At 63.8% G+C, this 13377-nt stretch carries 10 protein-coding genes and 1 pseudogene; 2 read left to right on the forward strand and 9 right to left on the reverse strand.

Features of this window, described 5'->3' with window-relative positions; all coding sequences use genetic code 11:
* Positions 1 to 30: 30 nt before the first annotated feature.
* Entirely contained in the window at positions 31 to 1608 is a 1578-nt protein-coding gene (locus tag K359_RS0118035; RefSeq protein WP_029080605.1) for a gamma-glutamyltransferase family protein, read from the reverse strand.
* Positions 1609 to 2692: 1084 nt separating this feature from the next.
* Positions 2693 to 3367: a LuxR C-terminal-related transcriptional regulator gene (locus tag K359_RS0118040; RefSeq protein ID WP_029080606.1), complete on the reverse strand. Its 675-nt coding sequence runs from the start codon at positions 3365 to 3367 to the stop codon at positions 2693 to 2695.
* 251 nt (positions 3368 to 3618) lie between these two features.
* On the opposite strand from K359_RS0118040, the pseudogene K359_RS64445 reads away from it, so the two are divergent.
* Both K359_RS64445 and K359_RS65805 read left to right on the forward strand, forming a co-directional pair.
* A pseudogene (locus K359_RS64445) lies at positions 3619 to 5700 on the forward strand (ABC transporter substrate-binding protein); the annotation flags it as partial.
* A 178-nt stretch (positions 5701 to 5878) separates the two neighbouring features.
* A complete protein-coding gene (locus K359_RS65805) occupies positions 5879 to 6394 on the forward strand; it encodes a hypothetical protein (RefSeq protein ID WP_256375164.1) in 516 nt (171 codons plus the stop codon).
* A 7-nt stretch (positions 6395 to 6401) separates the two neighbouring features.
* Here K359_RS65805 and K359_RS0118055 read toward each other — a convergent pair whose 3' ends face one another.
* The 7 genes from K359_RS0118055 to K359_RS0118085 all read right to left on the reverse strand — a co-directional run bounded on the left by K359_RS0118055 (position 6402) and on the right by K359_RS0118085 (position 13354).
* Positions 6402 to 7805 carry an amidase gene (locus K359_RS0118055; protein ID WP_029080607.1) on the reverse strand — a complete coding sequence of 468 codons (1404 nt, stop codon included), beginning with the start codon at positions 7803 to 7805 and terminating at the stop codon, positions 6402 to 6404.
* A gap of 16 nt (positions 7806 to 7821) precedes the next feature.
* The gene (locus K359_RS0118060; RefSeq protein ID WP_029080608.1) at positions 7822 to 8583 is read right to left on the reverse strand and encodes an SDR family NAD(P)-dependent oxidoreductase; all 762 of its coding nucleotides are present in this window, start codon (positions 8581 to 8583) and stop codon (positions 7822 to 7824) included.
* A 61-nt stretch (positions 8584 to 8644) separates the two neighbouring features.
* Positions 8645 to 9355 carry an ABC transporter ATP-binding protein gene (locus K359_RS0118065; protein ID WP_084518436.1) on the reverse strand — a complete coding sequence of 237 codons (711 nt, stop codon included), beginning with the start codon at positions 9353 to 9355 and terminating at the stop codon, positions 8645 to 8647.
* On the reverse strand, positions 9345 to 10064 hold the full coding sequence (locus K359_RS0118070; protein WP_029080610.1) for an ABC transporter ATP-binding protein: 720 nt from the start codon (positions 10062 to 10064) through the stop codon (positions 9345 to 9347). Before K359_RS0118070 ends, K359_RS0118065 begins: the two co-directional genes overlap by 11 nt.
* A gap of 3 nt (positions 10065 to 10067) precedes the next feature.
* Positions 10068 to 11141: a branched-chain amino acid ABC transporter permease gene (locus K359_RS0118075; RefSeq protein WP_029080611.1), complete on the reverse strand. Its 1074-nt coding sequence runs from the start codon at positions 11139 to 11141 to the stop codon at positions 10068 to 10070.
* Between the two features lie 13 nt (positions 11142 to 11154).
* Entirely contained in the window at positions 11155 to 12021 is an 867-nt protein-coding gene (locus K359_RS0118080) for a branched-chain amino acid ABC transporter permease (RefSeq protein WP_029080612.1), read from the reverse strand.
* 94 nt (positions 12022 to 12115) lie between these two features.
* On the reverse strand, positions 12116 to 13354 hold the full coding sequence (locus K359_RS0118085) for an urea ABC transporter substrate-binding protein (protein ID WP_029080613.1): 1239 nt from the start codon (positions 13352 to 13354) through the stop codon (positions 12116 to 12118).
* Between the last annotated feature and the right edge of the window lie 23 nt (positions 13355 to 13377).

The following is a 13377-nucleotide window of genomic DNA, read 5'->3' on the forward strand; positions in this document are numbered from 1 at the left end:
AATGACGGCTGTGAAAAGCCTCACAGCCTCTCAATAGCCCAGCGCCAGCCCGTCCTTGCGGTGGTCGGAGGCACCGAACAGAACGCCCCTGGCATGGTCGATGCGGATCGCCTGGCAGCCGCCGATCGGCTCCTCGGAGAAACGCGCATCGTGGCCGCGGGCGCGCAGCTCGTCGCGGATCGCAGGCGATATCGTTGTCTCGAGCGACAGCACGCCGTCGAAGGCAAAGGAGCGCGGCGCCTCGGCCGCCGCCTGGATGTCCATCTTCATGTCAAAAATGTTCAACAGCAGATTGGCATGGCCCGCCGCCTGGTAATGCCCGCCCATCACGCCGAACGACATCACGGTCTTGCCGTCCTTGCGGAGCAGGCCGGGGATGATCGTGTGCATCGGCCGCTTGCGCGGCGCGAGCGAATTGAGGTGTCCGGGTTTGGCGCGAAAGCTCCAGCCGCGGTTGTGCAGCAGGACGCCCGACTTCGGCGCGTAGATGCCGCTGCCGAATGGATAGAACAGCGAGTTGATCAGCGAGATGGCGTTGAGATCGCGGTCGACCACCGTGACATAGACGGTGTCGCGGTGCTCGATGTCATCCCAGGTGGCCGGCGCCGAGGCATGGCGCATGTCGATCTTGCTGCGGATCGCCCCGATGTAATCTTCAGCAAGAAATGCAGCCGGATCGACGTTGCTGACGGCGGGGTCGCAGAAGAAGGCGTCGCGCGCCCGGTAGGCGGCCTTGGTGGCTTCAGCGAGCAGATGGATGCAATCGGCCTGCGCCAGTGCTGTGACGTCGAAGCCCGCGAGCGTCCGCAGGATCATCAGCGCCGCGAGCCCCTGCCCGTTCGGCGGACACTCGACCACGTCGTGATCGTGATAGCGCGCCGAGATCGGGCGCACATAGTCCGAGGTCTGTGCAACAAAATCCGCAGTGCTGTGCGCCCCGCCGAGCCTGCGCAAGATGCCGGCCATCTCGTCGGCGGCCTCGCACGCGTAGAAGGCGTCGCGTCCGTGTTGCGCGATCCGGCGCAGGGTAAGGCCGAGCGCCGGTTGCGTACGGATGTCGCCAACCTCCGGTGCCCTACCGCCGGGAAGAAACTGCGCCGCCGCATTGGCGTCGATCTCGATCCGGGCCCGGAAGCGGCGCCAGTCCTCGGCGACGCGCGGCGTCACGCAAAAGCCCTGCTCGGCGGCTGTGATCGCCGGCCGGAAGATTTCTTCCAGTGACCTGCTGCCGTGGTCGGCGACCAGCCGGCACCATGCATCGATCGCGCCAGGTATCGTCACCGCCTCCGGCGCGGTCGGCGGAATGTCGCGCGCACCGCCCGTGGCAAATTTCTCTGCATCGGTACCAGCAGGCGTGCGGCCCGAGCCGTTCAGCGCGATCGGCTCGCCATCCCCAGGCGAATACAGCGCAAAGCAATCGCCGCCGATGCCGGTCATCTGCGGCTCGACCACGCCCTGCACTGCCACCGCAGCGACCGCGGCATCGACGGCGTTGCCGCCGGCCTTCAGCATCTCGACCGCGGCAAGCGTCGCCTGCGGGTGCGAGGTTGCGGCCATGCCACGCTCGGCAACCGCCACCGAGCGACCGATGGCCATGAAATCACGCATGTCGAATCCTCTGACGCTACGAGCGGCAGCCGCTCGCCAACATTGTCGAAAACGACACCGGTCCTTCGGAAACTTTCGGCCTGCGCGGGCGGGTGCAGCAATCAACCGTACGGTGGATCGGGTGACGCGGACGAGGCCGACCCGCCGTTGCATGCTTGCCGCTTGCGACGGACAAGTCAGCTGATCGAATGGGCGGAGCGACTTGTCCATCCCTTTTATCGGCGCGGTGAGATGATGGGTTTCGCTGCGCTCTACCCATTCTACGACGCGCTTCATGATGGCAACCGGTGTTGCCAATTCGACACGACGGGCAACTCAGCAAAACCGGTCAATCACCGCATTCGAAAATATTTCGGTTTATCGGCAGACCCAACGCAGTGTATAGATTTGCCCGTCTCACCCGATCGAGGGGCGCTTCGCGATCGTCACGAACGCGGTGTGAGATGCGGTGGACGCCGAGCGTGGAGCTGACGAGAGCACGCGAAGCGGACGGTGAAGTCGTGTGGTCCTGACGCCCTAGTGGCCGGTGTCCCCTTGTAAGACGCAATTGCGTCTTGCGAAGGCGGTGACAAACAAGCCAAGTCTCGCCGGGGAGAGCACGAAATAAGCCGTAAGCCATCGCGCAGGGAAAGCCGGATTGCTCCGGTTACACCTGTGGTCCTACCCCCGAGCTTTCTACCTTTTGCTCGGGGCCCATGGGTGCGATCGGCACCCGGCTTTCCCTGCGCCCTCTTCAAGAGAGGGCGGAACGAAGAGCAAAGCTCGGACAAATCATGTCGCGAGAATGCGGAAGTTTGTCTCACAAGCGGCGCCACGAACTCAGCGTCGTCCCGGCGCAGGCCGGGACCCATAACCACAAATGCCGATCGTTATGCACCGCTCGAACGACGAGACCCGTTCACAACACCCGCTGCGGCGTATGGGTCCCGGCCTGCGCCGGGACGACGGCGGACGGGGCGCCACCAAATGTCAACGACAGGCAGCGTTGCTCTGGAACAGCTCGATGCGAATTTCATCCCGCCATACTGAACATGCCGGACTCCGCGCCCAATTCGAAACGCGACCGCGACCGTCACAGCCCGCCTCAGTGCGGCCGCGACATCAGCGCGACGACGGCCGAGCGCGTCTCGACGCCGAGCTTCTCGAAGATGTGGATCAGGTGCGTCTTCACCGTCGCAAGACCAATGCTCAGGCACTCGCCGATCTCGCGGTTGGTCCGGCCGCAACACAACAGCTCGACGACCTCCATCTCGCGCGAGGTCAGTCCGTAGCGCGGCGGCTCGTCGGCATTCGACGACAGCCGGCTGGTCAGGTTGAACTCGAGATAGTCGTGGATCTTCTCCGCGATGTGCATGCTGCCGTCCGGAATGGCGCAGCCCGGCGCCCAGAGCACGCTCATTCCGGCCACGATCCGGTCGTTGCGGCGGAAGAAGAATTCGATCATGTCGGCGACGCCGCATTGGCCGGCGAAGGCGCGGTAGGTCGCCGCCTCCTGGGTGGCGCATTGGTCGAGGGCTGTGCTCAGCCGCGCAATCGGCCGATTGCTCGCGGAACGCGGATGCAGCGGATCGAGCCGGTTCATGCCGGCAAGGTACCGGTCGTGAAAGCTCGGCGGTACGTTGCTGCTGAGCACGAAGCGGTTGAGGGTCAGGTTGCCGTCGACCTCGTAGAAGGCGGTCGCGGACCCCTCGAGAATGCCGCGCGCGAACTGAATGGCCTGCGTGGTCGCCGGATCCGGTCGGCCCAGAAGCGCGATCATGACCTACCTCCCGATGTTTCCCGATGGCGGACGTCTGCGCGTCGCGTGCTCGGCACGCTGGGACAGACGCAGGGCTTAGTCAAGCAATTTGCGGGCCAAGCCCGCGCCACGCACATCCTTGAAACGGTTACACCGGGGTAACCCGGCGGCCACCTCCACCATCCGGTTGATTGCGAGCGGCGCGGCGCATGCGGAACTTTCGTGAAACTTCCAATGGCATTGCTGGATCAAGAATGAATTCACGTCGCATCATGGCCGCCTTCCCCGCGGCGGCCGACGAACAAGTCACGCTGGCCAATTGGCGTCAGCATCCCTACAGCGAATGGGCGTTCCGCAACGTGCGCGAGCTCTTGCCGACCGCGAACATCGCGCGCGCCTCCGCACTGGCGCCGCTCTCCTTTGCGCCGCGCCATCTCGACGACGTCAGCTTCGCAAACCCGCGCGGCGAGACGGTCGGCGTCGGCCAGGCGCTGCGCGCGAGCCACACCGACGGCATCGTGGTGTCGCATCGCGGCGAGATCGCCTTCGAATGGTATGCCCACGGCCTGACGCCCGACACCCCGCATTTGATCTTTTCGGTCAGCAAGTCGGTCGCCGGCACACTTGGCGGCATCCTGGCCGACCGCGGCAAGCTCGACCCCGACTCGCCGGTGACGCGCTACATCCCGGAGATGGAGGGATCGGTCTATGGCGACGGCTGCACGGTGCGGCATCTGCTCGACATGAGCGTCGGCATCCGCTTCGACGAGGACTACATGGCGCGCGACGGCGACGTCATCAATTACCGCCGCTCGACCGGCTGGGAGCCGCCGGATCCGGCCATTCCGCCGAGCAACCTGCGCGACTATCTGCGCACGCTGCGGCCGAACGGCACGCCGCACGGCCAGACCTTCCACTACGTCTCGACCAACACCGACGTGCTCGGCTGGGTCTATGAGCGCGCCTGCGGCCTGTCCTATGCGAAAATCCTTTCGCACTATCTGTGGCAGCCGATGGGCGCCGAGCACGACGCCTACATCACGGTCGATTCCCGCGGCGCGGCGCGCGTCGCCGGCGGCGTCTGCGCGACTCTGCGCGATCTTGCGCGCTTCGGCGAGATGATGCGCAATCACGGCATCAGTAACGGCCGACAGGTCGTGCCTAGCTGGTGGATCGACGACATCAGGCACAACGGCAATGCCGAGGCGTGGTCGCGCGGCGACCTGACAAAGGTGTTTCCAAACGGCAACTACCGCAACAAGTGGTACACGCTCGACCGGCGCGAAGCCCCGTTTGCCGCAGTCGGCATCCACGGCCAGTGGATCTACATCGATCCGGTCAATGAAACCGTGATCGCGCGCGTCTCCTCTCGATCTCGATCACATGTGGATGCGCGGCTACCGCGCGATCGCAGCCAGGCTCAGCGGCCAGGCCTGACAGGTTTGCGACAGGGGGACATCATGGGACCATCGATCAACCGGCGCACCCTCTTGCAGATCGGCGCCGGCGCGAGCCTCGGCATTGCGATGCCGCGCATCGCGCGGGCCAGCTCGAAGACCATTACTGCGGTGATGCACGCGCCGCTGCGCGCCACCGATCCGATCATGACGACCGCGTGGACGGCGCGCAACCACGGCTACATGATCTACGACACGCTGTTCTCGACCAACTCGAAATTCGAGATCCAGCCGCAGATGGTCGAGGCCTGGGAGGTCTCGGCAGACAATCTGACCTACACGTTCCGTCTGCGCCCCGGCCTCAAATTCCATGACGGCAGCGCCGTGACGTCGGCCGACGTGATCCCCTCACTGCAGCGCTGGGCGAGGCGCGACACGATGGGCCAAAAGCTGTTCGAATTCATCGCCGAACTGAAGGCCGCCGACGAGCGGACATTCCGCATGGTGCTGAAGGAGCCCTGCGGCTTCGTACTGGCGGCGCTCGGCAAGCCAACCGCCAACGTGCCCTTCATCGTGCCGGCGCGGATTGCCGCAACGCCCGCCGACCCGGCCATCACGGATCATCTCGGCTCCGGGCCATTCCGCTTCGTGACGGCGGAATTCCAGCCTGGCGTCAAGGCCGCCTACGAGAAGAATCCCGACTACATTTCGCGCGACGAGCCATCTGACGGGACCGGCGGCAAGGTCGTGAAGATCGGCCGCTACGAATGGATCAGCGTGCCGGACTTCCAGATCGCGACCAACGCGCTGATGAACGACGAGATCGATTACTTCGAAGTTCCGCCACACGACCATCATGCGATGCTGGCGCGCGCCGCGAATGTCGAGCTGACCGATTACAACACGCTTGGTTTTTCAGGCATGTGCCGAATGAACTGGCTGGTGCCGCCGTTCGACCGGCCGGAGATCCGCCAGGCGGTGCTGCACGCCGTGAACCAGAAGGACTGGCTCGACACCCAGATCGGCAATCCCGACTATTACAAGATCACGCCCGCAAATCTTCATCGCCGGCACGCCGTTCGAAAGCGCGGTCGGCTGGTCGACCAAAGCCGATACGGCCAAGGCGAAGGAGCTGCTGAAGCAAGGCGGCTACAAGGGCGAGCCGATCACGATCCTGCACGCCACCGATGCGCCGATCATCACCGCGCTCGGCACGGTCACCGCCGAAGCGCTGCGCGCGATCGGTATGAACGTCAACCTGCTCGCGATGGACTGGGGTTCGGTGGTGGCGCGGCGCGCCAAGCAGTCGATGCCGGCTGAGGGCGGCTGGTCGCTCTACCACTCGACCTGGGCCAGCGCCGATCTGATCAATCCGATCGGCAATGCCTGCGTCAACGGCAAGGGCAAGAACGGCGGCTTCTTCGGCTGGGTCGAGGATGCCGAGCTCGAGCGGCTGCGCGACGGCTTTGCCCGCACCGCGGCGCCGCCGGACCAGAAGGCGCTGGCCGACAATATCCAGGCGCGCGCCTATGAGGTGGTCACCCACGTGCCGACCGGTCAGTACAATCAGCCGGCTGCGACGCGGAAGGCGCTGAAGGACATCGTCCGCGCGCCGGTGCCGTTGTTCTGGAACGTCGACAAGACCGGTTGACGAGGCTCTATTCGATAGGCGGCCGCCGGGTATGCCAATCCGTCACCGACTGGAACGCGCAACCGGCGCGGACCAGCAAATCTTCGGAGAGATGCGGGCCGACCAGCTGCATGCTGAGCGGCATCTTGTCCGACGCCATGCCCATCGGCAGCGTGATGGTCGGGCTGCCCGAAAAGTCGAACACGGCCGTGAAGCGCAGAATGCTCAGCAGCACGGTCGGGTCGGCGCCGTATTCGCTCATCTTGGTGAGCGTCGGGATCGGCACCGGCATCGTTGGGATCAGCAGCAGATCGATGTCCTCGAACATCGCAGCGAGGCTGCCGCTGAATTTGAGCCGCTCGTGATGGATCGCGGCAATATCGACCCCACTCACCGACCTGCCCTGCTCGATCACTTGCGCAAGATCCGGTCCGTATTCCGACTTGCGCGACGGGTAGGTGTCCAGATGCGCCTCAGCCGTCTCCACCGAGCACATCGGGATCCACTGGCTGACGAGCCTCTGATAAGGCGGGAAATGCACCTCACGGATGTCGGCACCGAGAGCGGCGAGCGTGCGCTCGGCTTCCAGCAACGCGACCACGACCTGCCGATCGATGCCTTCCTGGGTGTACCTGCGATCGACGCCGATCCTCAAGCCCCGGATGCCGTCGCCTGCGCCGGCCAGATAGTTCGGCACCGGCGCCCGCAAGGCGGTCGGATCGTTCGCATCTGCCCCCGCGATGACGCCGAGCATCGCCCCGGCATCCGCAGCGCTGCGGCACATCGGTCCGACGTGATCGAGCGAGTCAGCCAAGGGGAAGATGCCGTGCCGGCTGACGCGGCCCCAGGTCGGCTTGATCCCGGTCAGGCCGCAGGTTGCCGACGGAAACCTGATCGAGCCGCCGGTATCGCTGCCGATCGAGCCGTAGCAGAGGCCCGCCGACGTCGCGACACCGGATCCGGTCGACGAAGAGCCGACCCAATAGTTCACGTTCCACGGATTGAGCGGCGCCTGGTCGGCGGGATGGTGGCTGGTATAGGCGCCCTCCGTCATCTTGAGCTTGCCGAGCGTCACCGCGCCGGCAAGTTCGAGCCGGTCGACGATCGTGGCATTGAAGGACGGCACGAACCTGGCGTGGATCGTCGTGCCGGCCGCCGTCGGCGCAAACTTCGTGTAGCAGAGGTCCTTCAAACCGATCGGAACGCCATGCAGCGGGCCGCGCCAGATGCCCTTGGCGACCTCCGCATCGTATTGCTTGGCCTGGGCCATCGCCCGCTCCGCAAGCACGAGCGCGAAGCCATGAAACTGGCCATCCAGCTTCGCGATCCGGCCCAGGATCGCCTCCGTGACCTCCGAGGGCTTCGCCTCCTTGCGGCGGAACAGCTCGGAGATCTCGGTGATGGACTTGTAGTACAATGGATCCGCTGACATGTCGTTGTGGCCCCGGCTAGAACTGGACACCGCGCGTCAAGGCACCATCCACGACGAGGTTGGTCCCGGTGATGAAGCTCGCCGCCTTGCTCGCCAGGAACACGGCGGCGTTCGCCATCTCCTGCGGCGTGCCCATCCGGCCGGTCGGGTTGAGCGCCAGCGCGGTCTTGTACAGTTCGGGATTACCGTCCTTGATCATGTTCCAGACGCCGCCCTCGAAATAGGTGTTGCCAGGCGACACCGAATTGGCCCGGATGCCCTTCGCGGCAAGCTGGTAGGCGAGGCCCTGCGTGTAGTGGATGATCGCGGCCTTGAAGGTCCCGTAAGGACCGCTGGCAAAATCGACCTCGCGCCCCGACACGCTGGCGATCGTGACGATCGCGGCGGCGCCGCTCTTCTCAAGATACGGCATCGCGGCGTTGACGAGCCGCACCGTCCCCATCATGTCGGTGGAGAATTCCTTCTCCCAGCTCTCCTCGTCCTGCCCGATCGACAGCGCGCTGACATTGGCGACCACGACATCGATGCCGCCGAGCTTGGAGGCCATGTCGGCGACCCAGGCCTTCAGCGCCGGCCCGTTCGAGACGTCGACAGCGCTGCCGAACGCGGCAACGCCCTTGGCCTTGATCGCAGTGACCGCGGCGTCGACGTCACCCTGGTTGCGCGCGCAGATTCCAACATTGGCGCCTTCGGCCGCGAACGTGTCGGCGATCGCCCTGCCGATGCCCTTGGTGCTGCCGGTGACGAGAACCTTTGCTCCCTTGAGTCCCAGATCCATGTTCATTCCCTCCATTTATTATCGATTATCTAACGCATTTTCTTGCCGCGTAGCCGGCCGATCAAAGCAACAGCTGCGCGCGAACGTTGTCGGCATTGACCTCCTCGCCGGCCAGCGATCGGGTGATCTTGCCCTTTTCCATGATGTAGCAGCGCTGGGCGATGGCCAGGATGGTGTCGAGATTCTGCTCGACGAAGATGATCGTCGTCCCAAGCTCGTCCCTGAACGACTTCAAAGCCTCGCAAATGTGCTGCACGATCGACGGCTGGACGCCCTCGGAGGGCTCGTCGAGAATCATCAGCGACGGATTGCCGATCAGCGCGCGGCCAATCGCAAGCTGCTGCTGCTCGCCGCCCGACATGGTGCCTGCGATCTGCCGCCGGCGCTCCTTCAGGCGCGGAAAATACGTATAGACGAGCTCCGGCAGCTTCTTGCCGTCGGGTCCGCCGATCAGCTCACCGACCTGCAAATTCTCCTCGACGCTCATCTGCGGAAAGACGTCGCGGCCCTGCGGGATGTAGCCGAAGCCGGCGCGCGCCCGCGCGTCGGCCTCGAGCTGCGTCACGTCCTGATCCATGAAGGTGATAGTGCCACGCCAGGTCTGCAGCAGGCCGATCAGGCATCGCATCAGGGTCGACTTGCCGACGCCGTTGCGGCCGATCACGCCAACGATCTCGCCACGCGAGACCGACATGCTGACACCCTGCAGGATCGGCGTCGCGCCGTAGCCCGCCCAAAGTCCCGACACGTCCAGAATGCGATCAGTGGGCATGGGTCTTACCCAAATAGATTTCCGCGACCTTCTCGTCTTCGAGGATGGCTTCCAGACTGCCGCGCGCAAAGATCTTGCCAAGATGCAGAACAGTGACACGTTGCGCGACCTGACGCACGAACGCCATGTCGTGCTCGACGACCAGCACCGTCATGCCCTCGGCATTGAACGACTTGATCAGTTCGCCCGTCTTGTAGGTCTCCTCCGGCGACATGCCGGCGGTCGGCTCGTCGAGCAGCAGGAGTTGCGGCTGCAACGCCAGCGCCATGCCGATGTCGAGCCATTGCTGCTGGCCATGCGACAGCGCGCCGGCGAGCTTGCCGCTATCATCAGCCAGATTGAGCAGCGACAGCAGCCGTTCCTCCTCGGCGCTGCGTTCAGCGCCCGACAGCCGTTCCTGAAGCGCGATCTGGATGTTCTGTCGCACTGGCAGCTCCTTGAACACGCTCGGCGCCTGCATCTTGATGCTCATGCCACGTTGCACCCGCGCGTAGGGACGCTCATTGGTGATATCGATGGAGTCGAAGAAGATGCTGCCCGCGGTCGGCGGGTAGAGGCCGACGATCAGCTTGAACAGCGTGCTCTTCCCGGCCCCGTTGGGCCCGATCAGGCAATGGACCTCGCCGACATTGACCGTCAGGTCGACGTCGGAGACGGCGGTCAATCCACCGAACCGCTTGGATACGCCTTTCACATCGACCAGTGCCATGATTCAGGTCTCATCCGATTGCAGACGGCCGGCGTCCGCCAGCGCGGGGCCTTCGTCGCGCCGCCGGCGGCGCGACCACCAATCGACGACGAGCTTACCGATACCGAGCACAAATCCCTGCGGCGCCAACATCACGGTGGCGAGCAGGAGCACGCCCATCAGCACCAGCGCCGCTTGCTGACTGTAGACCGTGATGGTCTGGAAACCGAACAGCAGCAGGAACGAACCAACCAGGGTCGCGGTCAAATCGTTGCGCCCGGAGAACGCCACCCACACGATCGGCATCGCGGCCGCCGGCAGGCCGATGCTGGACGGCGTGATGAACTGCCCCCAGGACGTGTACAGCGCGCCGCTCAGGCCTGCGAGGCCGCTGCCGATCACGAATGTCAGCAGCTGATACTTGCGGACGTCGTAACCGAGCATCTCGGCGCGCTGCGGATTTTCCCGCGTCGCCACGATCACGTTGCCGATGCTCGAGTTCACCAGCATGCGCAGTGCGATATAGACGACCACGATCAGCGCGATCATGACGTAATAGAGCGCCGATCCTTCGATGGTGAAGTCACGGACGGTGAGCGGGTCCATTCCCTTCATGCCGTTGAAGCCGTTCAGCCGGGCCGGACCGATATGCCATTCCGGTCCGGCCGTCTGCCCAAGGAAGAACGCAAGCACCAGCGTCGCCGACAGCGTCACGATGCCGAAGAAGATCCCGCTGATGCCGCCCCAGATCATGAAATAGCCGAGGATCCCGGCCGCGATCATCGCGATCAGAACGGAGAGAACGAGCGCGGCGATCGTCGCCGTTCCTCCGCCCATGTTGATGGCAAGTACGCCGTAGCCGTAGCCGGCGATGCCGAAGAAGAAGGTCTGGCCGAACGACAGCATGCCGCCGTACCCCCACATCAGACAGAGGCCGAGCGCCATGAAAATCCAGATCAGGAAGTAGGCGAAGTTGCCGACATCATAGGAATCGGCAAACAGCGGATAGATCAGCGCGCCGGCCAGCACGGCCAGGAAACAGGACCAGAAGATCTTGCCTCGTCCGAGAGTCTGCGGACCGTCGAGCAGCTTGAACATCCAAAATTCCCGTCTAGCGGCCACGGCGAACCAGCACGCTGGATAGTCCCTCAGGTAGGACACGTATGATCAGGATGACGGCAAACAGCATGCCGATCTGCCCGATGATCTGGCCATAACTTGCATTCAACGCCATCCTGATTATCGCCAGGAACACCGCGGCCGGCGCGGTTCCGAGCAGGACATTGGCGCCGCCGATCACGACGGTGACAAAACTCTCGACCACGAAGGTCGCGCCCATGGTCGGGATCAGCGTCATGGTGGGCGCGTAAAGCGCGCCGCAGAGTCCGGCGAGCGCCGTGCCGATCCCGAAGCTGATGGAATAGATGCGCCCCGTGCGCGCGCCGAGCGCCTTCGCCATGGCCGCGTTCTGCATCGTCGCGCGCGCGATCACACCGAAGCGGGTCTTCATGAAGATGATGTAGAGGCCGGCCAGCACCGCCACTGCACAACCGAACAGCACAAGACGGTAGGTCGAGAACGTGTAGCCTCCGATCGCAAAGGCTCCTTCCGGCGTGCCGATGCCGCGCACCGCGGATCCAACGATCAGCAGCATCGACTGCGTCACGATCAGGCTGAGACCCCAGGTGGCAAGCAGGGAATCGAGCGGACGCTTGTAGAAGCGCCGGACGATCAGGAACTCGACGATCATGCCGATAATCCCAGCGGTCAGCGCAGCCAGGATCTGGGCGATCGGAAGCGGCACGCCAAGATTCACGAGCCCCACCGTCACATAGGCGCCGCACATGATGAATTCGCCATGCGCCATATTGATGACGCCCATCATGCCGAACACAATGGCAAGCCCCGCCGCCGACAGGATCAGGAACGCGAAGACGTCGGCGAACTGATAGAATAACGAGAAGAGTTCAGCCGACATTCCGGTCTCCGTGATCACGGCGCCGCATCATTGCGGCGCCGGCTCGGTTCGAAGTCGTGATGCACAACACGAGCAAGAATCATGCCCGTTCGCGTCACGATTTGTTGGGAAGATGACTCGGCGTGTACTGGTCCTTGTCGTTCTTCTTGGTGAGATCGCAGCCGATCTCGCCCAACCAGTACGGCTGGATCGTCCCGTAGTCCTTCTCGACGGTCACCTCATGCTTGGGCCCGACCGAGATCAGGCGCATGCGGTGCGACGTATGCTGGCTCTTCGGATCGATGCAGACCTTGCCCTCGGGAGCATCGATGCAGGCATCTCCGCTTGCGATCACCTTGCGCATATCCTCGAGCTTGGTCGACTTCGCCTTCTCGACCAGCGTCTTGTACATGTAGAGCGCATTGTAGGCGTTGTAGCCCATGTCGTTGATGTAGAGCTCATCGGGGAACTTGGCGTGCCAGCGTTTTTTGAAGTCGTTGGCTTCGGGGGTGTCGATCTCCTCGAACCAGTTGGCGGTCGCATGCATGTTGTTGAGCGCCGGCGGCTTGAACCGCTTGTGCTCGAAGCCGAGCATGACCTTGATCGAAGACCCCATCGGCAGATTGAGGTTGGCAGCAGCCGCCTGCTCGAAGAACGAATCCTGCGCGGCGCCGACATTGATCGTCAGCAACCAGTCCGGCTTCGCCTTCTGGATGTTCTGGATCGTCTGCGCGAACTGCGACACGCCGAGCGGGATGAATTCCTCGCCCACGACCTCGCCGCCGAGATCCTTCATGATCTTGCGGTTCCACTCCGCGGAGATCTGACCGAAATTGTAGTCCGCGGCGATGACGTAGACCTTCTTGCCGAACTTCTGGACCATCCAGGGGATCAGGGTCGAGAACTGCTGCTCCGGCACCGCGCCCATGCTGATCATGCTGGCATCGCAGACCCCGCCTTCATACTGGTTGGTATAGAAGTACGGCGTCGTGGTGCGATCGACGATCGGACGCAATGCCTCGCGCGAGGCGGAGGTGATGCCGCCGATCAAGACGTCGACCTTGTCGCGATTGAGCAGGCGGCGGCCGAATTCCTGGTAGCGGGCATTGTCGCCCTGCGGGTCGAGATGGATCAACTCGATCTGCCGCCCGAGAATGCCGCCGCTCTTGTTGATCTCCTCGACCGCCAGCTGCGATCCGTGCAGCTTGGGCATACCCATGAATGCGAGGTCGCCGGAGACGTCCTCCAGCAAGCCGATCTTCAACGGCGGCTCGGCCGCACGGGCGCTACCTATTGCTGCCGTCGCCATCACGGCACCAAGCAAAGCTATTCCGACTACACGCCCCGAAATCATCGCGATGTCCTCTCGTTGAAGGA

The organism is Bradyrhizobium sp. th-b2, from assembly GCF_000426785.1.
GTDB classification, from domain to species: Bacteria; Pseudomonadota; Alphaproteobacteria; order Rhizobiales; family Xanthobacteraceae; genus Bradyrhizobium; species Bradyrhizobium septentrionale.

What these genes read in the sequence shown, in the direction of transcription:
- K359_RS0118035 (WP_029080605.1), bottom strand. Translation starts at nt 1,608, where the DNA reads ATGCGTGATTTCATGGCCATCGGTCGCTCGGTGGCGGTTGCCGAGCGT.
- K359_RS0118040 (WP_029080606.1), bottom strand. Translation starts at nt 3,367, where the DNA reads ATGATCGCGCTTCTGGGCCGACCGGATCCGGCGACCACGCAGGCCATT.
- K359_RS0118055 (WP_029080607.1), bottom strand. Translation starts at nt 7,805, where the DNA reads ATGTCAGCGGATCCATTGTACTACAAGTCCATCACCGAGATCTCCGAG.
- K359_RS0118065 (WP_084518436.1), bottom strand. Translation starts at nt 9,355, where the DNA reads ATGCCCACTGATCGCATTCTGGACGTGTCGGGACTTTGGGCGGGCTAC.
- K359_RS0118085 (WP_029080613.1), bottom strand. Translation starts at nt 13,354, where the DNA reads ATGATTTCGGGGCGTGTAGTCGGAATAGCTTTGCTTGGTGCCGTGATG.
- K359_RS0118060 (WP_029080608.1), bottom strand. Translation starts at nt 8,583, where the DNA reads ATGGATCTGGGACTCAAGGGAGCAAAGGTTCTCGTCACCGGCAGCACC.
- K359_RS0118075 (WP_029080611.1), bottom strand. Translation starts at nt 11,141, where the DNA reads ATGTTCAAGCTGCTCGACGGTCCGCAGACTCTCGGACGAGGCAAGATC.
- K359_RS0118070 (WP_029080610.1), bottom strand. Translation starts at nt 10,064, where the DNA reads ATGGCACTGGTCGATGTGAAAGGCGTATCCAAGCGGTTCGGTGGATTG.
- K359_RS0118080 (WP_029080612.1), bottom strand. Translation starts at nt 12,021, where the DNA reads ATGTCGGCTGAACTCTTCTCGTTATTCTATCAGTTCGCCGACGTCTTC.